The organism is Bacillus haynesii (assembly GCF_001969855.1).
Classification (GTDB): domain Bacteria; phylum Bacillota; class Bacilli; order Bacillales; family Bacillaceae; genus Bacillus; species Bacillus haynesii.
Genome location: NZ_MRBL01000007.1, coordinates 49,464 through 74,384, shown reverse-complemented (window position 1 = coordinate 74,384; position 24,921 = coordinate 49,464). Strand labels below are relative to the sequence as shown.

Here is a 24,921-nt window from a genome sequence, read left to right as displayed (position 1 = left end):
GCGGCTTGAGTTCTTTTCAATTATTTCACAAGACACGGCCTCTCGGCGGAATTTACATCGCCCTCATCGCCAATCGTATGCAAGTCCTTTTTTTCATTTTGGTTCTGCCGATGTATCTCGTTCACCCTTACATGATGTTCGTCATGCTCGCTGTCGGAATGCTGTCCCAGTTCAACTTGTTCCTGTTGTCCAAATGGCTGTCTTCTCCAGGGGCCGCAAAAGGCTACGAAGGCTTCGCCGCCCTCTTCGGCGAACGCAAGCTGCGCTTTTTTATCCTGATCGGCTTAATTCAGCTCGCGCTAAAGATCGCGATCATGATCACAAGCTACGCCGAAACGGTGAGACACTTCATCTTTCCCGCGATCAATATCAACTGGCTTGTGATCTTTATTCTGGTTATCAGCGGGTATGCTGCCTCCCGCGGCATGGAAAATACGATGCGCTTTGTCATTATTGCCTTTATGTCATCATTTTGGATCGTGTTCATTTTTATCAGATTTTACATACCCCCGATCGCTTCCTTGACTGATTTATACCCGTTGATTCCTTTTGAATGGACTGAACATTCTTGGAAGGCACTGCTCGTCATGTGGTCTTCTTTTTCCAGCCCCGAGTATTTGATTTGTCTGGCTCCGTGGTTCAGTAAGGAAACAAATGTGCTGAAATGTTTATCGGTCGGTAATGCGATTTCACTCTTCGAATACTTGTTTTTGTTTATCGGTGCACTGTTTTTCTACGGCTCCTCTTATTTGCGGGAAACCATTTTTCCGGTGATGAACATGCTCCGCTATTTACAGTCACCGATTTTGGAGCGGATCGATACGTTTCTTCTGTCTGCCCATATGTTTCATTTTGCGTTTGTGATCGCCATTTTTTTGCTCTGCTTTTACGGAGGCCTTCGCATTTTATTTAAAAGGGTGTCCAAACCGGTGACGCGAAGAGGATTTCTGTTCAGCTTCCTGCTGATCACGGGATGTTCGCTCATCATGAGCACCTGGTTTTGGCAATCCGGAAAAGAGCAGAATATGTGGTTTTTGATCGAAGTAGCCATCGGAGCCGCCACTTATGTATTGATTCCGGCTATTCTTGTCATCGCCGGAAAACGAAAGGGGCGCATGCCATGACCAGCGGAAAACGCCTCATATTAAACTGCTGTATCGTACTCGGGGTTTTCATAGCGGTTGCGGGCTGCTCTCCATTTGTCGAAAACAATGAGATCGAAGAAATCTCACCGGTTACCTTTTGGTACATGAAAGAAGGAAAAAAAGGAAAGATCTCGATGAGCACCGTCGTCCCTCCGGTGGGCCTTGAAAAAAAGCGGCTGTTCAGCACCGAAGTCGATATGATCAAACAAGTAGGAAAGCGCTTTAATTTAAATTATTTCAACGAGCTGAAAAACGGGCAGCTGAGAATGGTGATGATCGAAGAAAATCTCGCCGACAAAGGCATACTTCCGATTATCAACACGCTCCTGTCAGACCCGAAAATCGGCCCCCGCCTTTACCTGATCATCGTCAAAGGCGATTTTGACAAATATATACTGAGCGAATTGAAGCAAAGCGAGAATTTTGACTTTTATCTGTATCAGACGTTAAGGCATTTTGAAAAAGCCAACCAGGGTGAAATGAGCATCGTCAACCTGCATCAATTCAAAAACCAGCTGTACACCCACTTTTCAGATCCATACGTGCCTGTTTTCAGAACCGATGGAAACCAGTTTACATATGAAGGAACAGGACTTTTCCGAAACGACAAATTCGTAAAGGTCCTGACCGGCATAGACGATCAAACTTTTCAGCTGATCAACAATAACAGGTACCTGAAGTTCCTCACGATCCCCAACTTGTCAATCGTGATCGGCCAAGCCCGCTCAACCGTCACGTTTGACTTGAATCAAAACAATACGGCTTTATCAATGAAGGTCAGCCTAAACGCGGGAATTGAAGAATATACAGGCGATAAAAACTTGCAGGATCAAAGCGAATTCAGCGCACTCGTCCATGATGTGGAATCTGAATTGGAAAAGAAAACCGCGGACATCATTAAGGACATGCAAAACATTCGGGTTGATCCGCTTGAAGTCGGCGGCGAAGCGCTGTTTCCGTTTACAAAGCCGATGAGCGACAAAGCATGGCTGAAGCGTTGGGAGAACATGGATGTTAAGGTGGACTACCAGCTGAATCTGAGACCGATTGTCAATACGCAATAAGGTGACAGTTGATTGAAAACGCGGGGAGAAAGTCGCCCCCGGGCGGAGAAACGCTTCCTTCCGCCCTGCTTTCTGCTGATCCTATGAGATCTTAGTCCCCGTTCATACCGTAAGCTGTTTCGTCTGATACTGAATCTTGACGGGCTTGCCTGTTGACCAGGATTGCGTGGCCGCAAGCGCGATTTCCAAATTGACTGCCGCATCCACTTCAGTCACAATCGGTTTCGTTTTGTTGCGAACACACTCGGCAAAGTGCTGCAGCTCCAAGCAGTACGCTTCATGGAACCTTGCCTGGAAATCGGGAATGATATTATAGCTGCTCCCCTGTCCGGTTCGCACGGTAACCGACGGGTTTCGCAGCGTCCCGATGAAGATGCTGCCGTCCGTTCCGATAATTTCGGCGCGTATATCGTGGCCGTAAGACGAATTGCGGCTTGCTTCCGCATCACCCGCCGCTCCCGAATCAAACTCCATATAGGTGAGCGCTTGATCGACGTCATGGCATCCCGGCATGAACGCGTGCTTCAAAACCCTTCCGTGTCCGGAAACCGCAGTGATTTCAGCTCCCATTAAATAACGCGCGATATCATAATCATGAATCGAACAATCGACGAAAATACCGCCGCTTTTTTTGATGAATTCAGCCGGAGGCGAGCCAAAATCGCGCGTGAACCCTTTATAATAGATCGGTTTGCCAATCTCTCCGGCATCGATCCTCCTTTTGGCATCCGCATAAGCAGGATCAAACCGCCTCATAAACCCTACCTGGCAAATCACGCCCGTTTCTTTGATTTTGGAAATGACTTCTATTGATTCTTCAAGATTTAATGTCAGCGGCTTCTCGACGAAAATCTGTTTGCCGCATTCGGCCGCCTGTTTGATCACTTCGGCATGAGTAGATGTCGGCGTAACGATGACGACGGCATCAATCTCTGGGTCGCGCAGGCATTCAAACGGATCTTCAAACCACTTTCCAACACCCAGTTCAGCAGCAATCTCCCTCGCCCTTCCCTCTGCCGGGTCGGCTACAGCGGCGAGCAGGACTCCGGGCACCTCGGTTTTGAGGTTTTTCGCGTGGTAACAGCCGAGCCTTCCGAGCCCCAATACGGCGCATCTCACTAGTTCTGTCATTTTCTTCTCCCCTTTGCATTTTATGAAAGCGCTTTATTAATTAGGGAAAGCGCTTGCTCATTTCAATTCTGATTTTATCCTGTATTTATTTTATCTGCAATGGCTTTTAGGATTTAATTAAGTCGAGCGCTTTCTCTTTATAAACGAAAAAAGAGCGTTGTTTCTATCAAAACTCGCTCTTTTCAGCATATGCTTCTTTTTTAAATGGAGGGGCCGTCGACTGTCTGACGACAAGTTCAGGCGTGAGAATGATTTTGCTTTTCGAGCTTTTCGTGCCGCTGATTTCTTCGGCAAGCAGCTCGGCCGCACGGCGGCCCATTTCTTCAATTGGCTGCGACACTGTCGTAAGCGGCGGATCGGTCATTTCGGCTAAAAATGTATTATCAAAGCCGATGACCGATAAATCCGTTGGAACATGGAGCCCCCATTCCCTTGCAGTCTGAATGACTCCGCACGCGAGCACATCATTCATGGCAAAAACGGCGGTCGGAATGTTGCTTTCGAAAATCTGAGCGGCCGCTTTTTTGCCGCATTCCAGGGAAAAACCGGTTCCGGCGATGAGCGATTCATCCACTTTGATACCGGCTTCATCCATCGCTTTTTTGAAACCTTTCAGCCTGTCTTTTTCTCCGGTTGTCGATCCGTCGCCGGCGATGCAGGCGATTGCCTTATGGCCGAGCGAAATTAAATGCCGCGTCGCTAAGTATCCGCCCATAAAATCGTCGATGACCACGACATCCATCGGAACAAGGGCGCGGTCCTGGGAAATCATCACGAGCGGTATGCTCTCTTTTGCTATATCCTCGAGCGCAGCCATGCTCTCCTGATTTTCGATGCCGGTCGCAAAAATGATGCCGTCGACGCTTTTTTGCTTGAGCACCGAGAAATACGTTGTCTCCTTTTTCGGATCACGGTCAGTACTGCATATCATAATACTGAAGCCGAGCTCGCCCGCCCGCTCTTCAACGCTTTTGGCAAGCTCGCCGAAAAACGGGTTTGCAATATCGGGCGTCAACAGGCCGATAATGTTCGTGCGCTTTCCGGTAAGCGCAGAAGCGTGAACATTCGGCTGATAATCGAGTTCTTTCATGACGGCATACACTCTTTCCCTTGTCGACCTGCTGATTCTCCCGGTATTGTTGATCACCCGGGAAACCGTGGAAATCGAAACGCCGGCCGCTTCCGCTACATCATAAATGGTTTTTTTCATTTTGGTCCCCTCTAGTCCGCTGATGAAAGATTTCTAAAATTATATTATAGAGCGTGTCAACTTCCGCCGCAAATCAGCTCCCACTCCTCCCGCAGGATTCCGTATCTGATTGAATCATAATAGACTCCGTCATAATATCTGACTTTTCGAATCCGGCCTTCCATCTTAAATCCGGCTTTTTCGGCGCACCTCATCATCCGCCTGTTGCCGGACCACGTCGTCATTCCGATTCTCGGCACATCGACGTTTTCAAATAGGAAGCCGACCCATAATTCTACGGCTTCCGTACCGTATCCTCCGTTCCAAAATCGCGGATCATAGATGCCGATCCCGCATTCCAGCCAGCGTGTCGGCCGGCATTCCCAATAGTAAGAAACGGTACCTTTCAGCTCTCCTTCGATCTCTATTGCCAAATAGCGCGGCGGTTTTTCTTTTAAAGCCGGCACAAAAGAGTCGAGAAAATATTGAAACGGTTCAGGCTGAAGCGGAAAATAAGGGGCATCCCATTTTTTCCATTCAGGGTTTTGGGTTCCGTAAATCATTCTCCATAATCCGGGCAGGTCATCCATTGTGATCGTACGCAGTCTTACTTTCTCACCATTGATGGATGCCAAACTTTTCTCCTCCTATGCTTTGAAAATATCACTCAATATTTCTCTTCATCATCTTTCTGTATTCAACGGGCGAAATCCCCTCTAATTGTTTAAACAGCTTTGAAAAATATGTCGGATCATCGATTCCGACTTGTTCGGCAATCGATGACATTTTGTCGTTTGTAGAAGAGAGGAGCCGCTTCGCTTCAAAAACCTTCGCCTTATTGGCGTATTGGCCCGGTGTGATGCCGAACACCTTTTGCATGCAGCGGGTAATGTAGTCCTGATGATAATGCAGGGCAGCCGAGAGCTGCTCCATGCTGAGCTTCTCCTTATAGTGCCGGTCGATGTAATGCTGTGCTTCGGATGCCACACGCTCACTCGCCGAAGGAATATGGAACGCCTCCTTTTGCAAGTGAATCAGCAGCTCTTCGAACAAGAGCTGCTTCCGAAGAGGCAGGTCGGAATTTTGGGCGGAATCGTCAATCAAACGCCTAAACTGTTGTTCAATAAACGCTTTTTGGTCGATCTTTCCCTTTCTCGGAATCTTTAAATGATATAATGTCGGCGTTTCAAACGTCCCCTTCTTCAGCTTGAGCTCGGTCCAGTTCTCACCTCCCTGCTGCGCGAAGCCATAGGACGGCTCCTGAAAGTGCAGCCAAAAATAGCGGGTATCGTTTTGACAGCCGTGGTGTCCATAATGCTCGAGCCCCGGAACAAGGATGATGTATTCCCCTTCCCGGATCTGATGGGGCTCGCCGTCCTCAGTCAAAAATAGTTCCCCCTGTATTACATATAAGAGATCAAACACGGAATATTCACGCCTCACATGCTTTTCTCCTCTTTTGAACAGTCCTTCTCCGCCGGTAATCAACACAGGGAGCGGCGGAATTGTAAAGATGATATGTTCCATGTTCTCTCCCCCTTTCATCAAGTCGGATTTCTCCAAGAAGTATCGGTTTCGTCTCTTCTTATTATAAGAAAATGGCGTTACACTATAAAACGGATTTTTTAAAAGAAAGGGGTCAAACGCCATGAAAAAAACAGCACCTCAACACCTCTCTTTATTCACATTGACTTGGCCTATCTTTATCGAGGTTTCATTATATATGTTAATGGGCAACGCAGATACCCTGATGCTCAGCCAATATTCCGACGACAGCGTGGCAGCCGTCGGCGTCAGCAACCAAATGCTGAACTTGATCATTGTGATGTTCGGTTTTATCGCAACAGGAACAACCGTTATTATTTCTCAATTTTTAGGAGCGCGGCAAAAAGCCGAAGCGATGGAAGTCGGCTATGTTTCCATCAGCGCCAACTTTATCATCAGTCTATTCATCAGTGCGGCGATTTATATATTTGCCAAACCGCTTTTATTGATGATGGGTCTGTCCGCCAACCTGCTTGCCGAGGCCGGCATCTTTCTCCAGATCGTCGGCGGACTGTCCTTTATCCAAGCGCTCATTATGACGTTCAGCGCTATTTTGAAAAGCTACGGGCATACAAAGGACACAATGGTTGTAACCATCGGCATGAATATCCTGAACATCGCCGGCAACTATCTTGTCATATTCGGACCGTTCGGCTTTCCGGTTTTAGGCGTGGCCGGCGTGGCAATGTCCACTTCAATCGCGCGCATCATCGGCCTTTTGGCGATCGCTCTGCTTGTCAAAAAGCGCGTCGGCATGCCGCTGTTGTCCAAACGGCTGTTTGTCTTAAAGAAAAGTCATCTGAAAAAACTGCTGAAAATCGGGATTCCTTCAGCAGGGGAGCAGCTTTCGTATAACGCGTCACAGATGATTGTCACCTATTTTATCACGCTGATGGGCGCGCAGGCGCTGACGACAAAAGTCTATACCCAAAATTTGATGATGTTTATCATGCTTTTCGGCACAGCGATCAGCCAGGGAACGCAAATCTTAATCGGACGCCATATCGGCGCGAAACAATTTGATGAAGCATACAGCCGCTGTCTGAAAAGCCTGTGGTGGGCTCTGGCCATTACAACATTTACTTCCGTTCTCTTCGCTGTGTTTTCAAGACAGCTGATCGGCATTTTCAGCAGCAATCCCGATATTATCGCAACGGCCAGTATACTGATCCTTTTGACGATTATTCTGGAGCCGGGCCGCTCGTTTAACGTGGTCATCATTAATTCTCTCAGAGCTGCGGGGGACGCGAAATATCCGGTTTATATGGCGATTGTCTCGATGTGGGGAATCGGCCTTCCGATCGCTTATATTTTCGGCATTCAGCTCGGATTCGGCCTGGCGGGAATTTGGTTTTCCTTCATCGCCGACGAATGGGTCAGGGGCATTTTGATGTACAGAAGATGGAGATCCAAAATGTGGCTTCAAAAAGGATTTGCAGCATAACCTGCTTTCAACTGAAAGCAGGTTTTTTATGTTATAAAACTTCACAAGAATTTCATCCTATGAATGAATACCTCTCAAATAATAGGTCTAATAGATTAATTTTTTTGAAAATTCGTATTGATTTTCAATTCACTTTTACGTATGATAATAAACATAACAACACACGTAATAAAACCTTACACCAAAAGGAGGATTTACATTGTGAAAAAAATCGAAACAATAATACGCCCCGAACAGTTTCCCCGCCTCCGCAAAAAGCTTGAAGAGGTTGGCATAAACGGATTAACGGTCTCAGAGGTTGCCGGCTGCGGCCAGCAGCGCGGGAAACAGGCTCTGTTTCGCGGCACTTCCTATGAAATCAAGCTGCTGCCTAAAGTGAAAGTTGAAATGGTGATTGAATCGGAGAACGTTGATGAAATTATCAAAATCATCGAAAGCACATGTTCGACAAAAACGGTCGGCGACGGAAAAATCTTTGTGCTTCCGATTGAAAACGCGATTCGAATCCGGACAGGGGAATCCGGAAAGGAAGCGATTGTGTAAAACGACCAATTCCCTTTTGCCTCTTTTAGCCGATACTTTAGAAAGGGTGATTCTTATGAAAACCAAGGTATCTTTCGTCCTGTTCCTCAGTTTTTTCCTCGCAGCATCAGCTCTGGCCGCTGAACCAACGGCGCAATCGGTCAATGATTCGGTCAACATGACATGGGTGGCCATCGGCACTCTGCTCGTCTTTTTTATGCACGCTGGTTTCGCGATGGTTGAATCAGGCTTTACGAGAGCTAAAAACACGTTAAACATTTTAATGAAAAACTTCCTGACGATCTCTATCGGCTCGATCCTTTATTTCTTCGCCGGATACGCATTGATGTTCGGGGACAGTGCCGGCGGGTTCATCGGCACAAGCGGTTTTGCTTTAGCGGGTAATCAGGATGTCGGATTTTTCGTCTTTCAAGCCGTGTTTGCCGCTACATGCGCGACCATTATTTCCGGTGCTGTCGCTGAACGGATGAAGCTTGGCAGCTATATGATCTTGACGCTGTTTATGACCGGTCTCATCTATCCGGTTGTCGGCCATTGGACTTGGGGTGAAGGCTGGCTGTACGACCTCGGATTTGTTGATTTTGCCGGATCTGCGATCGTTCACTTGACAGGCGCTGCGGGTGCGGTTGCGGCTGTCATGTTTCTCGGGCCGCGGATCGGAAAATATGCAAACGGAAAGGTCAACGCCATTCCAGGACACAGCATTCCGCTGGGCGCACTCGGCGTCTTCATCCTGTGGTTCGGCTGGTTTGGGTTCAACGGCGGAAGCACGCTTGCGGCTGATCCTGCCGCCGTTCCGCACGTCATCACCACAACCCTTTTAGCGGCATCGGGAGGAGTCGTCAGCTCGGCGCTGTTCACTTATTTCCGCTACGGCAGGATCGACCCTTCCCTGACACTGAACGGTGCGCTTGGCGGCCTTGTCGGAATTACCGCGGGCGCGGACGGCGTTTCATTTACAGGCTCGATATTGATCGGATGCATCGCCGGTGTCATTTTAGTTGTCGGCGTTCAGTTTATCGACCAGGTGCTGAAGCTTGACGATCCCGTCGGCGCCATTGCCGTTCACGGTGTTTGCGGTGTTTGGGGGACGCTTGCAGTCGGGCTTTTCAATACATCGAGCGGTCTCTTTTACGGAGGAGGAGCCGCACAGCTCGGCATTCAAGCCGTCGGCATTTTGGCGATCGCAGCCTGGACCCTCGCTGCCACATCGGTTGTCACTGCTGTAATGAAAGCTCTCGCTCCGATCAGGGTATCAAAAGAAGAGGAAATTTCCGGACTCGATTATGCCGAACACGGTTCTTCCGCGTACGAGTATAAAGAAAGCTACATCGATCAGGGCGATGTTGACGTCAGCTCGGCTTTCGGAACGGATCTTGTCTCTCGGCTCAACAATTTAAAGCCGGGACCGTCTTCCAAAACAGAACAGGTTTGACTCTCATGCATCCGGCTCGCCTGCCGGTCTGCTGATCATTGAAATCAGCGGCGGTGTTCAAAAAAAACGCCGCCGTTTTCTTTTGCCAAAATGCAGAACACCCGGCATATGCCGGGTGTTTTATGTTATTCCTCGATATCAATTCGATAAGTCTCAAACCAAGTATGGATTTGGGCAAGGTGCGCGATCAGCTGCGGCCCCTTCATCAATTGTCCGTACCAGGGAACTTGAAATGATGCGCCCTCCGTCTCAATCAGCCGCTCCAATTTTTCCTTGTCTAAGAAAACATAAAGCGCCGAGTCTTTTTGCTCCAGCAGCGACTCCAGCCAGCGAATGACAGCTTTCGTATAGGCCGGGTGGTGCGTCTTCGGATATGGGCTTTTTTTGCGGTACAGCACTTCATCAGGTAAAATGCCTTCCAGCGCTTTGCGGAAAATGCCCTTTTCACGGCTGCCATGCATTTTGACATCCCACGGAATATTCCAGACATACTCGACAAGCCTGTGATCCGCAAACGGAACCCGGACTTCGAGGCTCGCCCCCATGCTCATTCTGTCTTTTCGGTCCAAGAGCGTTGTCATAAACCAGAGCATATTTAAGTAAAACAGCTCTCTTCTTCGTTTCTCCGCACCCGTTTCTCCCTCCAGCAGCGGTGTTTCTTTAACCGTTTCCTCGTATTTCGCCTTCACATATTCACTGAGGTTCAGCTTTTTCTGCCAGCCATCCTGCAGAAGTCCGATCCGTTCTTCCATTGATCTCATCCATGGGAAACCTTTCACATCTTCTGCCGAATGGAACCAAGGGTAGCCGCCGAAAATTTCGTCCGCGCATTCCCCGGAAAGGCTTACGACAAAGTCCTTTTTAATCTCACGGCAAAACCACAGCAGGGAAGAATCGACATCAGCCATCCCCGGCAAATCCCGGACCAGTACGGCTTCTTCCAAATAAGCAGCCAGCTCCTCCTGGGAAATCACGCAGTTATGATGAACCGTTCCGAATGCATCGGACATTTTTTTAATCCACGGGCCGTCGGCATTTGGCTGAAATGAGCTTGACGTAAAATATTGCTCATTATCTTCATAATCGATCGAAAACGTATGAAGGGGCGCCTTCCCTTCTCTCTCGAAATGCTTGGCGGCCGTTGCGGTAATGGCGCTCGAATCGACCCCTCCTGATAAAAACGTACATACCGGCACATCAGACACTAGCTGCCTTGTGACGGCGTCCTGAAACAGCGACCGCACATTTTCCACCGTTTCATTAAAGCTGTCCGTATGCTTCTCGCTTTTCACATTCCAGTAGCGCCAAACCGTTAAACCGTCCTTTGAGAAAATCATCGCATGCCCCGGGCGAATCTCTTTTATTCCTTTAAAAACACCGCTCCCCGGCGATCTCGACGGACCGAGGCCGAAAATTTCGGCCAGCCCTGAACGGTCGACCTTTGCTTTCACTTCAGGGTGAGCGAGAATGGCTTTGATTTCAGATCCGAACAAAAATGATGAGCCCTGTTCGGTGTAAAAGAACGGTTTAACGCCGAGCCGGTCGCGTGCCGCAAAAAGAAGATCGCGCTTTTCATCCCATACCGTAAATGCAAAAATTCCGTTCAGCCTGTCGATGCATTCCTCTTTCCATTCCATGTATGAATGAAGCAAAACCTCTGTATCTGAGTGGCTTCTGAATTGATGCCCCCGCTGCCTAAGCTCCTTCCGCAAATCCTCCGTATTATAGAGCTCGCCGTTATAGCAAATCGTATAATCGTATCCTTGATGTGTGCGGGTCATCGGCTGTCTTCCGCCTTCCAGATCCACAACTGCCAAGCGTTTATGTCCGAATAAAACATGGTGCTTTCCCCAAACATTCGTATCATCAGGTCCTCTTTTCGAAAGCGTATCAGTCATTTTTTCCATGATTGACTGCTCTCGGACAAGCGGCTTCTTAAAATCGACCCACCCCGTTATTCCACACATTGTCGATCAGCTCCAATTCTAATGTTCTTCCTCTGCTTTAGGCTTCACTTCCTTTGTCACTTTACCTATTTTATGCACCTTAAAATAATAGTTGAATTGTCCAACAGAGTCTTGTATGAGACAAGCCCGTTTTGGAAAAAACGAAATAAGAAAGGAGACCGCCCATGGACACCGAACGCCAAAAACGACTTTATGCCGAAAAGCGAAAATGGATTTATGGCAAAATTTTAATGGAAGACGGGATCTGCCTGATTGAAAATGAAGAAGGAGATTTATTTTTGGTTGAAAGCCTGAACAGCCCCGGAGTTTTCATCAGCATAGACGGAGAATGGCAAAAAGCCGAACTGTTTGATCAATTTGCCGTAACGGAAAAGCCGGAGACCGAGAAGCTGACAGGCGGAGAATCGATCCGTTATCTGAAAACGGTAAAACAGGCATTCCTCGAATTTTTGAACGATCTGGAAGACGGACAGTTCTATTCTTTTTTGGATCAGCTGAACAGCCTCGGCTTCTCCGTCTTTGACTGCGTCTTCGCCTATAACGGCCTGAGCTTTTTGCCCGAGAAAAAGGATGTCAAGGGCGTTTCGTTTTATCAGTTTTCTCATGATATGAAACAATGCGCCCTGCAGCACCATTACGAACGAAAAGAGGAATGGAAGGACAGATTCGAATGGACCGCTTCAGACGGGGAACGAATCGTGATGATTTCAACCTTCAAGCCGCCGACATAAAAAGACACCAGTCCTCATAAAGAACCGATGTCTTTTAATTAAAACACTTTAAAGCCCAGCGGAAGCCGGAGTCCAAGCACAACCGTCAAGAGCAGAACGACAATAAAGCCGATCCAGATCCCAGTGGCCGCTTTTCCGTTTTTCCTGCGAATTAAAAGCATTTCCATGAATCCGATGGTGATGAGGCCGAGCAAGGCCTTTGCTATGTATTCTCCGTTCCATGCCGTAAACATTAAAAAGAGCTGCGCCCCGGTAATGATCACGATAATATAGAATAAGCGAAGAATCATATGTGTAATTTTTGCGCCTTTGCTGTTCCCAGACGAGTAAAGTCCGTAAGCAACGAACACTAAAATGAGCGCGATCACCCAAGACGTGATATGCATATGCGTCATATTCGTTTTTCCCCCTATCAAATCAGGTATCGTTCTTATCTTATCATGAACCGGTCCATTAAACAAAACAATGTGAACGCTGTCATTTCCGCAGCAAAAAGACGCTGAAGCCATTGATCAGCGCCTTTTTCATTTATTTGTTTTTGTTCTTTTTCATGCTTTTCGATATCTGTTTCCACCGCTTTTTTTCCTGCTGCATCGCCCGTTTATCCGTTTTTCTTTCGAGGTATTCGAGCTCTTTTTTTAATTTCAGGTAGCTTTGGAACCGGCCCGCATCCAGTCTGCCGTCAGCCAGCGCCTCCTGCACGGAGCAGCCGGGCTCTGTTTGATGCCGGCAGTCTGAAAATCGGCATGTTTCCGCAAGGTGGTCAATATCGCTGAAGCTCTGCCTGAATCCTTCTTCCGATTCCCAAAGCTCCAAGGCCCGCATCCCCGGCGTATCGATTAAAAGCCCTCCCTCAGGCAGCATAAACATCTCCCTGTGTGTCGTCGTATGCCGCCCTTTGTCATCATCTTCACGGACGGACTGGACGGCTTGCCTGTCTTCTTTTAGAAAAAAGTTGATGATTGTTGATTTGCCGACGCCTGACGACCCTAAAAGGGCGACGGTTTCCCCTTGTTTCACATACGCTTTCAGCTCATCCATCCCACTGCCTTCATGGGCGCTGATGACGTGAATCGGCACCCCGAATGCCACGGATTCCGCCTGGCGCACCTTTTCTTCAATCCGGTCAGCGATGTCGGCTTTGCTCAAGACGATGACGGGATTGGCTCCGCTTTCCCATGCCAACAGCAAATAGCGTTCGATTCTTCTTACATTAAAATCCAGACCGAGCGCATTGACGAGAAAGATCGTATTGACATTAGCTGCGGTGATCTGTTCCTCCGCCAGCTCACCCGCCGCTTTGCGCGAAAATTTGCTGAACCGGGGAACGACCTCCGTGATCATCCCCTTCTTTTCGCCGCCGCGTGGGCGCATGTACACCCAATCGCCGACAGCGGGGTAGTCTCCGCGGCTTTCCGCTTCAAACCGCAGCCTGCCGGAGATTTCGGCCAGCCACTCTCCCTCTTCCGTCCATACCCGGTACAACCTTTTATGCTCAAGGGCGATCCTTCCTAAAACCAGACCTTCCTCGTCCTTTAAAGCTTCCATGATATATTTGATGCCTAATGCTGATAAATTCAATGCGGTTTCCTCCTCAAGATCTGATGATTGATTAAACAAAAAAAGAGCCGCAAATACACGGCTCTTTCAACACATAAACACTCCATGAGCCGCTTCGACAGCCCATGGAAATATCACCAGATCCATTTGAAGAATACCAGTCGAAATATTACATGGGCTGTGCAATGATCGTTTGTTGGGCAAAAAAGACAATATCCATTCTCATCACACATCCCTCATTTCTAAAAAGTTTGACAGCTTCATTATATGCTAAAGCCAATCATTTGCCAATCCTTTATTTAACTGGATTGGAAAGCGTTTTGGCCGAAACTCTGCCTGAATCCTTCCTCCGATGTCCAAAGCTTAGAGGTCCGCTTATTAAAAACCCTTGTTCAGACAGTTGAAACATTTCACCGTATGTCTCAAGCATGCCGGCCTTTGTCATCATTTTCACAGATTGGCTGAACGGCTTGCCTGTCTTCCCTTTCATTTTTAGCCAGTGATTTTATTGAATATGAAATCACTGGTAAAAAATACGATTAAACCAACCATTAAAATCAAAAATGAAATATTAAATCCTGATTCTATAAAAAATGAATATGCGGAACTTACCGATAAAGCAATCATATAAAAAACAAATCCTACTTTTGTCGCTTTTTCAGAACTTTTCTTTTCCTTTTCCGTCATTTTTCTAAAGAACAATTTCTTTCCTCCCAAACATATAACCTTTTCACAATCATTATTTATAAACGATTTGCGAGCAGCTTCAACAGCCATAACGCCGTTGAAAGCGGACTGTGTCACTTGCCGTTTATTCGGAAAAATAGCCCCTTCCAATCTCGCATTATTTTCATGAAAGTTTTTTATTCAACTGGATTGGAAAGCGTTCCGATCGGTTCGATCGTAATGTCGACTTGATCGCCTTTTCGGAGGAACTTTGGCGGATGAAAGCCTTTGCCGACTCCTGACGGCGTACCGGTGGCGATAATATCCCCCGCTTCAAGCGTCATTCCTTTAGACAGCGTTTCGATCATTTCCGCAATCGGAAAAATCATGTCCTTTGTACTGCCCGACTGCCGGAGTTCGCCGTTCACTCTCGTCTCCACTCTCAAGTCGCCTGCGTCTTCAACCATTGATTTATGTACAAGAAACGGTCCCATCGGGCAAGTCGCATCAAGGCTTTTGCCGATAAAAAACTGCTTGTGCCTCTTTTGCAGATCGCGCGCCGTCACATCGTTAATGATCGTATAACCGAACACATAGTCGAGCGCTTCAGCTTTCGGGATGTTCTTTCCCGTTTTGCCGATGACAACCGCGAGCTCGCCTTCATAATCGAGCGCCTCTGTCACACCTTCGTGGGCATCAATCCCTTCCATGTGGCCGATGACCGAAGTCGGCGCTTTTGTAAACACCATGATATGCTCGGGAATATCTGCTTCACTTCCCATTTCAATCGCATGATCCCGATAATTTTTTCCGATGCAGATCACATTTTTCCGCGGTTCAGGAATCGGTGCAAGCAAATCGACGTCTGACAGCGGATAAATATACGAACCGCTCTCTTCGCTGTTTTTCTTCTTTGACCATTCCACTAGCTGTTCGACATGGCGGACAAACTTCTCTCCCTCGCTTACGCATTCGATAAGCGTTTCAGGTATCGTTTCAAGCTCAAACAGTTTTTTTTCCGCCTTATGCAAATCCATTACCTTCTCATCCATGACAAGCCCTACAAATGTACGGCTGTGTAGCTTTGCTGTCGCAAACTTCATAAATATTCCCCCGCAGTATGATTTAAAACTATTCTACATATTCTCTAAAAAAATGAAAATTCCTTTCCTCTTTCTGCAAACCGCTTCTAAAGTCCCGGGCGTTCCTTCCCGGAAAAGTAAACGGCGGCTCACTATGCAGCAAGCCGCTTTTCTTATTTTTTCCGGTAGATGACTTCGGTCAGATTTCCGTCAGACCATGTTGTAATGGTTTCATAGCCGCCTCTTTTATGATGGTGAGTCTTCTTGCAGCGATGATGATCGGGGTGTTTGCGGCCGCATTTGTCCCGTTTTTTGCAGTCGTGAGGCTTTTTGCTTCTATCCGGTTTCTTACAGTCGTCTGGTTTCTTGCTTTTGTCAGGCTTTTTGCAGTCATCGGGTTTCTTGCTTTTGTCAGGCTTTTTGCAGTCGTCGGGTTTTTTGCTTTTGTCAGGCTTTTTGCTTTTATCCGGTTTTTCACGGTCGTCATGCTTTTTGCTTTTATGATGTTTTTTGCTTCTGTCCGGCTTTATCCCCCACCAAAGATCCCAAATGTTATGCGGACGCCGCTCTTTTCCCGAGCCGGCGGATTCTTCGGGTTCCCGGTCTAAATAATGGTCTCTGCCTTCGCTCTTCAGCTGATCTACTGCCTTTTTAATGTCATGATCATGGACACCACTCATCTTGTAACCTCCTGTTCTTCCTTTTTTATGTCCTGATTTATCATACGCACCGTAAAGACAGGTGTACTGAGGCAAATGACTGTTTTTGTTCAAACTTAGGCAGTCCGCTTCCGGGACAGGCTTTTTTCACATATGATATGTCAGCTGAAAAAGGAGGAAATGATGATGAGTGCCACTGCCTTGCCGGCCTTCAGGCTGCACATTCATCCGAAGCATCTGCTTGAGTTGAAACAAGACGTCTGGAGTGATGAAGCCATTCCCGGCATGCTCTTGACCGGTTCAGCAGAGATGCCTGTCGCAGTGTCATACAGAGGGGCCCACACCCGCAAGCTGACAAAAAAATCCTATTTCATTCAATATCCGGACAAAAAAGAAAAGACTGCCGAGGCTGCGTTTCATTTGAACGCGGAATATCACGACCCGTCTTTCATCAGAAACAGGCTTTCCTTTCATTTTTTTGAACAAATCGGCGTCCTTGCTCCAGCAGCATCGCACGTTTTCCTTTATCTCAACGAAAAAAAAGAAGGCATCTATTTAAAAATCGAATCTGTTGACGGTCATTTCTTAAAGAGGAGAAATTTAGAAAGGGGGGCCATTTATTATGCCGTTGATGACGATGCTAATTTTTCTCTGCTGAGTTCCTTCAATAAAAAGGCTAAGCAAAATCTCATGCAGGGATACGAAAGAAAAACGGGCTCAAACCGCCACGATGATTACCTCCAGGAATTTATCTACTTTATCAATACCGCCAAAGACGACATATTTGAAAAGGAAATCAAACGCTATCTCGATGTCAAACAATATTTGCTGTGGCTCATCGGCGCCGTCTGCACCCAAAATTTCGACGGCTTTGTCCATAACTACGCGCTTTATTTAAACGATCGCACAAAAACGTTTCAAATCATTCCATGGGATTATGACGCGACATGGGGACGGAATATTCACGGGGAAGAAATGGAATACAACCGGATTCCGGCGAAAGGCTATAATACACTGTCTGCGAGGCTGCTCGACATCCCGGCTTTTCAGTCCCAATACTTTAATTTAATGAAATACATCTTGCACCGCCAATTTACAATCAGCCGGCTTTCGCGGTTTGCGGTAAACTGGCATGAGACAATCGCGCCTTTTCTTGAACAAGATCCTTATACAACCGTCACATACAACCGGCTCGAAGATGAGCAAAAACAAATTTTTCATTTTATCGAACAGAGGAAGCGGTTCCTGCTTTTCGAGCTTTCCCGATTATAAACGGGCGCTGTCCTCCGAAAAAAATGTCACATTTTTTGTCATATTGGCGAAAAAAATCCCTTTAACACAAAATAAGGTATACTAGCAATATCAAGGGACATCAATGCTGAATACCTGAAATCACCGACTCAAAATACAAATCGAAAGTTGGAGACTGCCATGATGAACAATAAAATTGAAGCAAAAAGACTGGCCTTATTTGAAGCTGCCGAAAAGTTCGGCATCAACTCCAAAGAGGCCATTCAATGCAGTCAGGAATTGGACAACTTGCTCAATCAAAGAATGCAAAAGGATGATAGCTGCGTGCATGCGGAAGAAAGAAAGAGCCGCCACACGTCATGACCTCCGACTGCAAGCTGCGCCTGATGCCCGGCCTCCCCTCTCCTCCGTTTCATCATCCGTTGATTTCAGGACGCAGCTTTGGCTATTCGGCCATTGTTTTTTGAACATAAATCATCGTGCAAACACCATAGGCAAGAATGACTGAAGGCGTAAAGGACTCTTGATACGGGATATAAATAAACCCGTTCAGAAATAACAAAAATCCGCTGTTCAAAAAGAAATACCCTGCGATTTTTGCCAGCTTATCCTGATCCCTTACCCTTTCCCGGCGAAATCCCCGTAATATCCAGGTTTGCTTTTTTATTCCGACTGCATAGGCGGCCGCAAAGAACAGCAGGGCTGCAGCGATTGACATCGCATTCCATTGAAAATACATACGTCTCCTCCCCTTACCGCACCGTTTTCCTTATCCATACGTTTTCCCATCTGATGAGTTTCACCCGCACGTGATCAGCCCTCACAGAAAAACCTCTTTTTTATCACAAAAGCGCCTAATCAACATAAGATATGGTGTATAGCCCATAAAAAACGTTTGATTACTTAAAGGGTGTGCCATCATGCCAGCTATTGTCGGAGCTTTTAAAGTAAATGCCGTCGGTACGAGCGGCGTTGTTCATGTCGGAGACTGCATCACGATTTCTCCTTATGCAGAAGTTAAAACATTTGCAGGCGCCGGCAGCTTCAATACCGGAGACGGACTCAGCATATACAACCAGAACAGCATCACCAACACATATGACAACGATATGATCGATCAGCCGGTCGCAGGCAACCTGTAAGGGGGTGGGGGCATGAATTTTTATATCAACCAATCGATTCAAATCAACTATTTAAGAGTCGAAGGCATCAGCAACTCTTCTGTCTTGCAGATCGGGAGCGCGGGCTCTATTAAAACGCTTGCCAACCTTTATAATACAGGCAGCTACACGGAAGCCGCCCCGCCTGTCGCCGGCGAAGTTTTCCAAGATGCTTTTGAAGAGGGGCCGTCGCCGGTCTTCGTTCCTCTCATGGCTCCATCTGTTACAACAGGCTAAACGGGGGTGTGATCACTAATGAAGCAAAGTCATCCTTCATATTCACAAAACTGGTACAGCTATGTGCAGCAGCAAGCTGCTTTGATCAAAAATCTCGAAAGGCAAATGGCCGTATTACAGGCAGAATTGAACAACCTGAAAGAAAATCCCGGTACAAGAATCGACCGGATTGAATACAAATTTGACCAGCTGAAGATCGAACGCCTGGACGGAACGCTCAACATCGGGCTCAATCCGACAGATCCGGATCAAGTGGAGAACTTTGAAATCAGCCAGCAGCCGCCGGGCATCGGAATGCTTCAGCAGGAGCTCGACGGCCAGCTGATGCAGCAAACGAGACAGCTCGTCGATGCCTACTTAAACGAAGAAACCCCTCGTTTGCTGGAACAGCTGGAAGACCGGTATGACAGTAAATTGGACGATACAAACCGCCACCACATTATCGAAGACATCAGAAAGCAAATCGACAGCCGGATCCGATATTACGTCAAACATGTGAAGCCTGACGGAAACATCCAGCCCCGCGAGCATGCAGAACGGCTGGCCGATTACGTGAAACGTGATATTGCACGGGCAATCGAGCACTTTCTCAAATCGATACCTGACGAAATGAAAGGAAATGAAAGCGAATGAATTTTACTGTTGTCAACCGCTGTTTTGATGTAGGCAATATTGTGATCACCGGTGTGTCCACTTCTTCTGTTTTCATGGTCGGTGATACGGATTGCATTTCTCTGTCATCGATTTTTGATACACCGCCTGAATCTCTCATTGTCGGGCCGTTTGTCCCGCTGGCGCCGGAATCATGATTCTCAGAACGTCCAAAGTGAAATTTTTAAAAGTACACTCTGTCGGAATAAGCAGCGCGTTGCAAATCGGAGATGCGGAAGAGCAGTTCCTCAAAGCAAAAGTTCTCGCTGTTCAAAGATACCTTTCTCTTTTTTACGGTAATGAAGGGTCATTTAAACAGGATGATTTTCAGCTTTTCAGGCAGCCGATCCCGCATCTTCTTCCCGAAACCGGCGTCTGCTCGGCTTTTTTCCATGAGATCCCCTTCATCCGCGTAAGGGCGATTAAAATTAACGGTGTATCATCCTCCTCCGTTGCTCAGATTGGCTCAACGCACCGAATCAATGCCGATTCAAGAGTCAAACATATCAGAAAGCTTCCTCCTGCAAGGAACTCACAATAACAGCCCGCCCGACATATACTGGTTCAGAGACTTCTACAAAGGATGTCGATCAATCATGCCAGCCATTGTCGGACCCATTAAAATCAATGAAATCTCAGGAGGAGTAGTGAATTTCGGCGATTCTTTTTATCTATCTCCAAAAAGCTCTTCAAAGTCTGCACTCGGTTCTGGTGCTGGTAATACTGGAGATTTCCTTATCGTCAACAATGGTATAAACGCGACAAATTATATAGACCCGGATGTAAGCGACCAGAATGTTGTCGGAAATGCATAAAGCAGCCTCTTCCACTAGAAGAAGGCTGCTTTTTGGTTATCAGATTAAATCATTTCAAGCGATACGGCTGTACCTTTGCCGCTTGGTTCAGCCGGATGGACGATCAGCTTTTTCGGCAGCCTTGCCCGAAGTTCCTGAACGTGGCTGATCACACCGACCGACAGATTGTCAGACTGAAGCTTCTCCAATGCAGTAACGACCGTATCCAGCAAATCCTGATCAAGCGTGCCAAACCCTTCGTCCAAAAAGAAGAATTGGAGCGGATACTCTCCGCGAAGCTGGATCTGTGCCGAAAGGGCAAGCGCAAGCGCAAGCGAAGTCAGAAAGGTCTCCCCGCCTGACAGACTCGTCACAGGGCGCTTGACTCCGCCGTTGGCATCGTCCCTCATCACAAAGCCGCCTTCTGAGTCGACTTCAATCGCATAGCGCTGTCTTGTCAGTTCTCCGAGCCTTGCAGATGCATCTCTTGTGACGCTTTCAAGCTGCTCTTCTGCCAAGTATTCAACAAAGCTGTTTCCTTTAAAGACGGCTTGAAGTTTATCAAGGCGGTCGATGTATGTCTGCCATTCAGCTAACGAAGCTTCAAGCTCCTTAAACCTTTTATGGTTCTCGCGGATGACGGCGAGAGCTTTGCCGGCCGCTCCCCTATCTTCCAGAGCTTTGCTGAATGCCTCTTCCGCCTTTTCTTTGGTGACGGCGGCTTTTTCCCAATTCTCCTCAGAAACCGATCTTCCGTCAAGCTTTTCCGTAATCCGCTTCATATTGGATTCGCACTGCTTTGTCTGATCCCAATACATTTGAATGTCTTCTTTCAGCCGGGACAGCTCATCGCGGTCTAAAATGCTCGCTTTCACTTCAGAGGCCTTTTCAAACGGTGTACCTCCGGCTTTTTCCTGCCAGATGTCCGCCGCTTTCGCAAGCCTTGCTTCCGCTTCGCGCAAAGCGAGCTCACACCCTTTTGTCTGTCCTCTTAAACGGCTGACCTCTGATTCGGTCTCCTTGAGCCGGCCGTAAAGCGTCTGCTCCTCTTCGTGCAGCTTCGCCAATTGCGTTTTCACGTCTTGAAGCTTTTCGTCGATCGCAGCTGTATCAGGATAGCCCATCAGCTCTTTTTGATAATCGGTTATGTCTTTTTTGAGGCTTTCGACCGCATAGTGAAGGTCAAGCTTTTCTTTATCAAGCGCAAACAAGCGCTCGGTGAGCTTCTCTTTTTGCTGTTCATGTTTTGTGAGAAATTCGACGCTCGTTTCGATACGCTTTTCAAATTCCTCTGCGGCCAGATCTTTTTCTTCAATCGTTTTTTGCCATTTTTCAGCCTGTTCATAAGAGAGGCCGTCGAATTGTTCGCCGAAGCTTTTTCGGCGTTCATTTAACTGGTCATTCAGTTCGCGGACGCGGTTTTGAAGCCTGTTCTGCTCTTTTTCTTCATGATTGCGGCGCTCGCTGATTTGATCGCGTTTTTTGCAGAGCTCTTTATATATGTGAAGGAGCTTGGCCATCCGGCTTTTTGTCTCGGCGAGATCCTGTCTGATTCCTTTCCATTCAAAGCTGATGCGGCTGTACCGTTCGGGAATGGTGCCTTCTTCTAACGATGCAGCGGTTTCAGGCAGTTCGTGTTTGCTTTTGACTAAGAACGGGCATTCGCTCACCAGGTGGTCGGACTGCTGTTCGAGCGCCGCTTTGGCCGAGAGAAACTCCTGAGCCAGCGCGCCTGCCTCGGCGATGATGGTTTCCGTTTTCTCCAGTTCGGATTCCGTCTCTTTAAAGGACAGGCTTTCCGAGCTGACGCGAGCGGGCATTTCATGGTGTACAGATCCGCAGACCGGGCAAGGCTCCCCATCTTTGAGCTGCTCTGCCAGTTTGATTGCCAGTTGATCACGGTTTGCCTGTTCCCGTTTTGCCACAATCTCTTCTTTCTTTTGAGACGCGAGACGGACGGTCTCAGAGAGCGATCTGTCCGTTTCGCAAACGAGCGCATACGCTCGTTCAACAGCGGCAAACAATGCCTGGATGCGTTCGGTTTCGTCATTCACCTTTTGATCCACCGCTTGCTGTTCTTTCCGGAGCTCTTTGATCAGCGTCTCCTGCTGATCAAGCCGTTCTTTTTCTAAAGCGGCATCGCTGTTAAGCTGTTGAATGTGAAAAGCAAGCTGATTGGCATTCCGGCAGTTTTTGCGCTCTTCGCTGGATACCTGGACAGATTTCAGCTCAGCTTTCAGCTGATTCTGCTTGGCTGTCCCGCGTTCAAGCAGGCTTTTCACCTTGGCCAGTTCGTCTGCCGCATGCTTGATTTCCTCTTCTTTCAAGCGCTGTTCCCGCTGCTTTTTCTCAGCTTCTGCCTGTGCGGCAAGCCGCTTGATTTCAATTTCCTTTAAAGCGGTGAGCTGTTCTTCCTGCTTGAGAAGCTCCGGTTCTTTTTCATTTTTATGAAGCCTGAAATTCTCGTATTCACGCTCTGTTTTTTTATGAAGCTCTTCGTATTGTTCTAATTGTTCCCGCGCTTGTTTTTCTTCCCGAAGTGCGCGTTCGGCATCCTCCCGCGCTGCCAGAAGGGCGTCTGCATAAGGCTTGAGCGTATTTGCCGTTTCGGCGAGGTGCAGGCGGCTTTCTTTTTCCCGGATCTGTTCCTTTTTCTTTAAAAGCTCCGCCTCTTTTTGTAGATAGCTTTCTTTTTCCTGCTGCAGATTCCAAATCTCCTGGTACTCCGCAAAGCGCTGCACTTCTGCGTCTCGTTCGCGCTTCTTGCTTTGCAAAAGGCTTTCGGCTTCTTCCAGATGCTGTTCGGCCTGCTTCAACGCTTCTTCTCCCGCATCGCCCAATCCAGCCTGCTCGGCAAGCATCTCATTTTTTCTGGCCTGTGCTGTTTGCGCCTGTTTCTTCAATTTTTTGACAAGCCTGTCCCCGTACTGTTCGAGGTTGAACAGGCGCTGAAGCATCTGCCGTCGCTCCGCTCCTTTTAAGGAAAGAAATTCGGCGAATTTTCCTTGCGGCAGGACGACTGCCCTTGTAAAATCGTCGATCGTCAAGCCCAGCAGCTCTTCGATTTTCCGGTTCACTTCATTCGCTTTATCGGCCAGAACGATTTGTTCCTCTTTCATTTCAATGAAGCGGCAGATCGACGTTTTGACCTTGACGGCATCTGTCCGCTTAAAGACCCGTTCCACTTTATAAGCCGTCTCATGGCCTGTCTGAAGCTTAAACGTAAACGATACGGCAAGCTCATCTTCGGCATGGTTCAAAATACCGTGCGTATTATTGGCGGCCCGCTCCACTTTCCCGTACAAAGCGAGAGTCATCGCATCAAGAATCGACGACTTGCCGCTTCCGGTCGGTCCGAAGATGCCGAATACACCGGCATCGCACAGGCGCTCAAAATCGATGACCTGCTCCTGCCTGAAACTGTGCAGGCCCTTAATAGACAGGGAAATCGGCTTCATGTTTCATCCCCCTCTTCCTGTTCCGATCCTGAGGCGAGCTCCAGAAACAGCTTGACGGTTTCTTCATCTGGAACCGCTCCGCCGGTTTGTCTTTCATAAAACGCTTTAAACCGTTCTTCAATCGGGACGTTTCTGGACCGGGTCTTCTCTTCAGCCGACGCGGCTTCCTCAAAAACCGGACGAATATGGATGATGCCTTGATGCGCTTTTCTCAAACGGTGAATCTCTTCAATCGACAGCTGGTCTGTCAGATGGATTTCCAGGTCGATCCACGCGTTTTTGTCCCGCTCTTCCTCCAGCCAGCTGTACACTTGGGAAATCCCTTTTTCCGCCTTCCATTTAACGAGCGGTTTTCCGCTCGTCAAATAGACCTCTTCCCATGATGCCATCTGACCGGGTGCGGCTTCGACAATGGTGACCGATTTTGCGTATCCCGCTTCGGAAAAACTGTAGGCAAGCGGTGAGCCTGAATATCTGGCAAGCGTGCGTGCCCTTTTGATCGTCTGCGGGCGATGAAGATGCCCGAGCGCCACATATGCGGCGTTTTCCGGCAGGCTTTCCGCAGCCACCGTATATGCGCCTCCGACTTCGATCGGCCGCTCGGAATCCGTCTGGCTGCCGCCCGCCACATAGATATGGCTTGCCGCAATCTGCACCGCATCCTTTCTCGCCTTGCCGCACATACGCTGAAAGGTCTGCTTGATTTTCTCATCATACTGGTCGCGCAGCACCTTTTCATCAAATGTCTCCGATAGCACTTCATTCAGTCTGGATTCAGAAGGATAGGCGAGCGCCGCGACTGACAGGATCTCCCCCGCAGAAGCGACTTCTATGTCAACTGGCTCAGTCCTCGGATACCCGATCAAGTGGATGCCATGGTCTGTTGTTAGCGGAGAGGCCGCGGAAAGGCGGTCCGGATTATCATGGTTGCCGGCAATCACGACGACCGGACGGTTTCCTTTGTCAGATAAGGCGGAGAGGCTTTCATAAAAAAGCTGTTCAGCCAGTGCTGGCGGATTCACTGTGTCAAAAGCGTCTCCCGCCATGATAACAGCGTCGATCTTTTCATCTTTTACGATCCTTGTGAGCTCTTCAAGAAAGTCCTCTTGTTCCTTCAGGCGGCTTCTCCCCTCAAGCGTTTTTCCCAAATGCCAGTCCGCTGTATGTAAAATTCGCATGTGTGCCTCACCTCTCTTTTCATTAAAGCTC

27 protein-coding genes are annotated in these 24,921 nt (G+C 47.9%); 14 read left to right on the top strand and 13 right to left on the bottom strand.

Going from position 1 to position 24,921, the window contains the following annotated elements; genetic code table 11:
* Positions 1 to 5: 5 nt before the first annotated feature.
* Together BTA31_RS07250 and BTA31_RS07245 are read left to right on the top strand one after the other, a co-directional pair.
* Entirely contained in the window at positions 6 to 1,124 is a 1,119-nt protein-coding gene (locus BTA31_RS07250) for a GerAB/ArcD/ProY family transporter (RefSeq protein ID WP_076790408.1), read from the top strand.
* Positions 1,121 to 2,209: a Ger(x)C family spore germination protein gene (locus BTA31_RS07245; RefSeq protein WP_076790406.1), complete on the top strand. Its 1,089-nt coding sequence runs from the start codon at positions 1,121 to 1,123 to the stop codon at positions 2,207 to 2,209. Before BTA31_RS07250 ends, BTA31_RS07245 begins: the two co-directional genes overlap by 4 nt.
* 102 nt (positions 2,210 to 2,311) lie before the next feature.
* On the opposite strand, the gene iolX is transcribed toward BTA31_RS07245, so the two are convergent.
* The 4 genes from iolX to BTA31_RS07225 form a co-directional block, all read right to left on the bottom strand.
* Complete coding sequence (gene iolX, locus BTA31_RS07240; protein ID WP_043928198.1) at positions 2,312 to 3,340, bottom strand: scyllo-inositol 2-dehydrogenase; 1,029 nt, start codon at positions 3,338 to 3,340, stop codon at positions 2,312 to 2,314.
* A 166-nt stretch (positions 3,341 to 3,506) separates the two neighbouring features.
* Positions 3,507 to 4,550: a LacI family DNA-binding transcriptional regulator gene (locus BTA31_RS07235; protein WP_043928197.1), complete on the bottom strand. Its 1,044-nt coding sequence runs from the start codon at positions 4,548 to 4,550 to the stop codon at positions 3,507 to 3,509.
* Positions 4,551 to 4,606: 56 nt separating this feature from the next.
* Complete coding sequence (locus BTA31_RS07230) at positions 4,607 to 5,164, bottom strand: GNAT family N-acetyltransferase (RefSeq protein ID WP_076790404.1); 558 nt, start codon at positions 5,162 to 5,164, stop codon at positions 4,607 to 4,609.
* A 28-nt stretch (positions 5,165 to 5,192) separates the two neighbouring features.
* On the bottom strand, positions 5,193 to 6,056 hold the full coding sequence (locus BTA31_RS07225) for an AraC family transcriptional regulator (protein WP_076790402.1): 864 nt from the start codon (positions 6,054 to 6,056) through the stop codon (positions 5,193 to 5,195).
* 121 nt (positions 6,057 to 6,177) lie between these two features.
* Here BTA31_RS07225 and BTA31_RS07220 point away from each other — a divergent pair, with 121 nt between their 5' ends.
* The 3 genes from BTA31_RS07220 (at position 6,178) to BTA31_RS07210 (ending at position 9,496) form a co-directional block, all read left to right on the top strand.
* On the top strand, positions 6,178 to 7,518 hold the full coding sequence (locus BTA31_RS07220) for an MATE family efflux transporter (RefSeq protein WP_076790400.1): 1,341 nt from the start codon (positions 6,178 to 6,180) through the stop codon (positions 7,516 to 7,518).
* A 201-nt stretch (positions 7,519 to 7,719) separates the two neighbouring features.
* Positions 7,720 to 8,061 (top strand): P-II family nitrogen regulator, encoded by a 342-nt coding sequence (locus BTA31_RS07215; protein WP_076790397.1) that lies wholly within the window; start codon positions 7,720 to 7,722, stop codon positions 8,059 to 8,061.
* Between the two features lie 55 nt (positions 8,062 to 8,116).
* On the top strand, positions 8,117 to 9,496 hold the full coding sequence (locus BTA31_RS07210) for an ammonium transporter (RefSeq protein WP_076790395.1): 1,380 nt from the start codon (positions 8,117 to 8,119) through the stop codon (positions 9,494 to 9,496).
* Between the two features lie 125 nt (positions 9,497 to 9,621).
* On the opposite strand, the gene asnB is transcribed toward BTA31_RS07210, so the two are convergent.
* Positions 9,622 to 11,463 (bottom strand): asparagine synthase (glutamine-hydrolyzing), encoded by a 1,842-nt coding sequence (gene asnB / locus BTA31_RS07205; protein WP_076790392.1) that lies wholly within the window; start codon positions 11,461 to 11,463, stop codon positions 9,622 to 9,624.
* 164 nt (positions 11,464 to 11,627) lie between these two features.
* On the opposite strand from asnB, the gene BTA31_RS07200 reads away from it, so the two are divergent.
* Positions 11,628 to 12,194, top strand: a complete 567-nt coding sequence (locus BTA31_RS07200; protein WP_076790390.1) for a DUF2777 domain-containing protein — start codon at positions 11,628 to 11,630, stop codon at positions 12,192 to 12,194.
* A gap of 38 nt (positions 12,195 to 12,232) precedes the next feature.
* Here BTA31_RS07200 and BTA31_RS07195 read toward each other — a convergent pair whose 3' ends face one another.
* The 5 genes from BTA31_RS07195 to BTA31_RS07170 all read right to left on the bottom strand — a co-directional run bounded on the left by BTA31_RS07195 (position 12,233) and on the right by BTA31_RS07170 (position 16,182).
* Entirely contained in the window at positions 12,233 to 12,589 is a 357-nt protein-coding gene (locus tag BTA31_RS07195) for a YisL family protein (protein ID WP_043927356.1), read from the bottom strand.
* A 133-nt stretch (positions 12,590 to 12,722) separates the two neighbouring features.
* Positions 12,723 to 13,775: a ribosome small subunit-dependent GTPase A gene (gene rsgA / locus BTA31_RS07190; protein WP_076790387.1), complete on the bottom strand. Its 1,053-nt coding sequence runs from the start codon at positions 13,773 to 13,775 to the stop codon at positions 12,723 to 12,725.
* Between the two features lie 471 nt (positions 13,776 to 14,246).
* On the bottom strand, positions 14,247 to 14,591 hold the full coding sequence (locus tag BTA31_RS23255) for a hypothetical protein (RefSeq protein ID WP_239693150.1): 345 nt from the start codon (positions 14,589 to 14,591) through the stop codon (positions 14,247 to 14,249).
* 26 nt (positions 14,592 to 14,617) lie between these two features.
* Entirely contained in the window at positions 14,618 to 15,523 is a 906-nt protein-coding gene (locus BTA31_RS07175; protein ID WP_076790381.1) for a fumarylacetoacetate hydrolase family protein, read from the bottom strand.
* Between the two features lie 152 nt (positions 15,524 to 15,675).
* Complete coding sequence (locus BTA31_RS07170) at positions 15,676 to 16,182, bottom strand: CotG/ExsB N-terminal domain-containing protein (protein ID WP_076790379.1); 507 nt, start codon at positions 16,180 to 16,182, stop codon at positions 15,676 to 15,678.
* 165 nt (positions 16,183 to 16,347) lie between these two features.
* On the opposite strand from BTA31_RS07170, the gene BTA31_RS07165 reads away from it, so the two are divergent.
* Both BTA31_RS07165 and BTA31_RS07160 read left to right on the top strand, forming a co-directional pair.
* Positions 16,348 to 17,433 carry a CotH kinase family protein gene (locus BTA31_RS07165; protein ID WP_076790378.1) on the top strand — a complete coding sequence of 362 codons (1,086 nt, stop codon included), beginning with the start codon at positions 16,348 to 16,350 and terminating at the stop codon, positions 17,431 to 17,433.
* 162 nt (positions 17,434 to 17,595) lie between these two features.
* Entirely contained in the window at positions 17,596 to 17,775 is a 180-nt protein-coding gene (locus BTA31_RS07160; RefSeq protein ID WP_043927348.1) for an aspartyl-phosphate phosphatase Spo0E family protein, read from the top strand.
* 82 nt (positions 17,776 to 17,857) lie between these two features.
* On the opposite strand, the gene BTA31_RS07155 is transcribed toward BTA31_RS07160, so the two are convergent.
* Complete coding sequence (locus tag BTA31_RS07155; RefSeq protein WP_076790376.1) at positions 17,858 to 18,151, bottom strand: DUF3784 domain-containing protein; 294 nt, start codon at positions 18,149 to 18,151, stop codon at positions 17,858 to 17,860.
* 181 nt (positions 18,152 to 18,332) lie between these two features.
* Between BTA31_RS07155 and BTA31_RS07150 the strand changes: the two genes are divergently transcribed.
* The 6 genes from BTA31_RS07150 to BTA31_RS07125 are packed head-to-tail and all read left to right on the top strand — an operon-like array spanning position 18,333 to position 20,275.
* Positions 18,333 to 18,554: a spore germination protein gene (locus tag BTA31_RS07150; protein ID WP_043927346.1), complete on the top strand. Its 222-nt coding sequence runs from the start codon at positions 18,333 to 18,335 to the stop codon at positions 18,552 to 18,554.
* 12 nt (positions 18,555 to 18,566) lie between these two features.
* Positions 18,567 to 18,809, top strand: coding sequence for a spore germination protein GerPB (locus tag BTA31_RS07145; protein ID WP_076790374.1), 243 nt, complete (start codon positions 18,567 to 18,569; stop codon positions 18,807 to 18,809).
* A gap of 18 nt (positions 18,810 to 18,827) precedes the next feature.
* The gene (gerPC, locus tag BTA31_RS07140) at positions 18,828 to 19,442 is read left to right on the top strand and encodes a spore germination protein GerPC (protein WP_076790372.1); all 615 of its coding nucleotides are present in this window, start codon (positions 18,828 to 18,830) and stop codon (positions 19,440 to 19,442) included.
* A complete protein-coding gene (locus BTA31_RS07135) occupies positions 19,439 to 19,618 on the top strand; it encodes a spore gernimation protein GerPD (RefSeq protein ID WP_076790367.1) in 180 nt (59 codons plus the stop codon). Before gerPC ends, BTA31_RS07135 begins: the two co-directional genes overlap by 4 nt.
* The gene (locus tag BTA31_RS07130) at positions 19,615 to 20,001 is read left to right on the top strand and encodes a spore germination protein GerPE (protein WP_076790364.1); all 387 of its coding nucleotides are present in this window, start codon (positions 19,615 to 19,617) and stop codon (positions 19,999 to 20,001) included. The genes BTA31_RS07135 and BTA31_RS07130 overlap by 4 nt, the downstream gene beginning before the upstream one ends.
* A gap of 55 nt (positions 20,002 to 20,056) precedes the next feature.
* The gene (locus BTA31_RS07125) at positions 20,057 to 20,275 is read left to right on the top strand and encodes a spore germination protein (protein ID WP_016885923.1); all 219 of its coding nucleotides are present in this window, start codon (positions 20,057 to 20,059) and stop codon (positions 20,273 to 20,275) included.
* A gap of 44 nt (positions 20,276 to 20,319) precedes the next feature.
* Here the strand turns inward: BTA31_RS07125 and sbcC are convergent, their stop codons facing one another.
* Together sbcC and sbcD are read right to left on the bottom strand one after the other, a co-directional pair.
* Complete coding sequence (gene sbcC / locus BTA31_RS07120) at positions 20,320 to 23,712, bottom strand: exonuclease subunit SbcC (RefSeq protein ID WP_076790360.1); 3,393 nt, start codon at positions 23,710 to 23,712, stop codon at positions 20,320 to 20,322.
* Entirely contained in the window at positions 23,709 to 24,890 is a 1,182-nt protein-coding gene (gene sbcD / locus BTA31_RS07115; protein ID WP_076790357.1) for an exonuclease subunit SbcD, read from the bottom strand. Before sbcD ends, sbcC begins: the two co-directional genes overlap by 4 nt.
* Positions 24,891 to 24,921 lie beyond the last annotated feature (31 nt).

Coding starts and splice junctions, on each gene's coding strand:
- BTA31_RS07225 (WP_076790402.1), bottom strand. CDS start 6,056: ATGGAACATATCATCTTTACAATTCCGCCGCTCCCTGTGTTGATTACC.
- BTA31_RS07145 (WP_076790374.1), top strand. CDS start 18,567: ATGAATTTTTATATCAACCAATCGATTCAAATCAACTATTTAAGAGTC.
- BTA31_RS07175 (WP_076790381.1), bottom strand. CDS start 15,523: ATGAAGTTTGCGACAGCAAAGCTACACAGCCGTACATTTGTAGGGCTT.
- BTA31_RS07130 (WP_076790364.1), top strand. CDS start 19,615: ATGATTCTCAGAACGTCCAAAGTGAAATTTTTAAAAGTACACTCTGTC.
- sbcD (WP_076790357.1), bottom strand. CDS start 24,890: ATGCGAATTTTACATACAGCGGACTGGCATTTGGGAAAAACGCTTGAG.
- BTA31_RS07170 (WP_076790379.1), bottom strand. CDS start 16,182: ATGAGTGGTGTCCATGATCATGACATTAAAAAGGCAGTAGATCAGCTG.
- BTA31_RS07200 (WP_076790390.1), top strand. CDS start 11,628: ATGGACACCGAACGCCAAAAACGACTTTATGCCGAAAAGCGAAAATGG.
- iolX (WP_043928198.1), bottom strand. CDS start 3,340: ATGACAGAACTAGTGAGATGCGCCGTATTGGGGCTCGGAAGGCTCGGC.
- BTA31_RS07125 (WP_016885923.1), top strand. CDS start 20,057: ATGCCAGCCATTGTCGGACCCATTAAAATCAATGAAATCTCAGGAGGA.
- BTA31_RS07150 (WP_043927346.1), top strand. CDS start 18,333: ATGCCAGCTATTGTCGGAGCTTTTAAAGTAAATGCCGTCGGTACGAGC.
- BTA31_RS07160 (WP_043927348.1), top strand. CDS start 17,596: ATGAACAATAAAATTGAAGCAAAAAGACTGGCCTTATTTGAAGCTGCC.
- BTA31_RS07220 (WP_076790400.1), top strand. CDS start 6,178: ATGAAAAAAACAGCACCTCAACACCTCTCTTTATTCACATTGACTTGG.
- gerPC (WP_076790372.1), top strand. CDS start 18,828: ATGAAGCAAAGTCATCCTTCATATTCACAAAACTGGTACAGCTATGTG.
- BTA31_RS07245 (WP_076790406.1), top strand. CDS start 1,121: ATGACCAGCGGAAAACGCCTCATATTAAACTGCTGTATCGTACTCGGG.
- asnB (WP_076790392.1), bottom strand. CDS start 11,463: ATGTGTGGAATAACGGGGTGGGTCGATTTTAAGAAGCCGCTTGTCCGA.
- BTA31_RS07155 (WP_076790376.1), bottom strand. CDS start 18,151: ATGTATTTTCAATGGAATGCGATGTCAATCGCTGCAGCCCTGCTGTTC.
- BTA31_RS07165 (WP_076790378.1), top strand. CDS start 16,348: ATGAGTGCCACTGCCTTGCCGGCCTTCAGGCTGCACATTCATCCGAAG.
- BTA31_RS07210 (WP_076790395.1), top strand. CDS start 8,117: ATGAAAACCAAGGTATCTTTCGTCCTGTTCCTCAGTTTTTTCCTCGCA.
- BTA31_RS07135 (WP_076790367.1), top strand. CDS start 19,439: ATGAATTTTACTGTTGTCAACCGCTGTTTTGATGTAGGCAATATTGTG.
- BTA31_RS07195 (WP_043927356.1), bottom strand. CDS start 12,589: ATGACGCATATGCATATCACGTCTTGGGTGATCGCGCTCATTTTAGTG.
- BTA31_RS07235 (WP_043928197.1), bottom strand. CDS start 4,550: ATGAAAAAAACCATTTATGATGTAGCGGAAGCGGCCGGCGTTTCGATT.
- sbcC (WP_076790360.1), bottom strand. CDS start 23,712: ATGAAGCCGATTTCCCTGTCTATTAAGGGCCTGCACAGTTTCAGGCAG.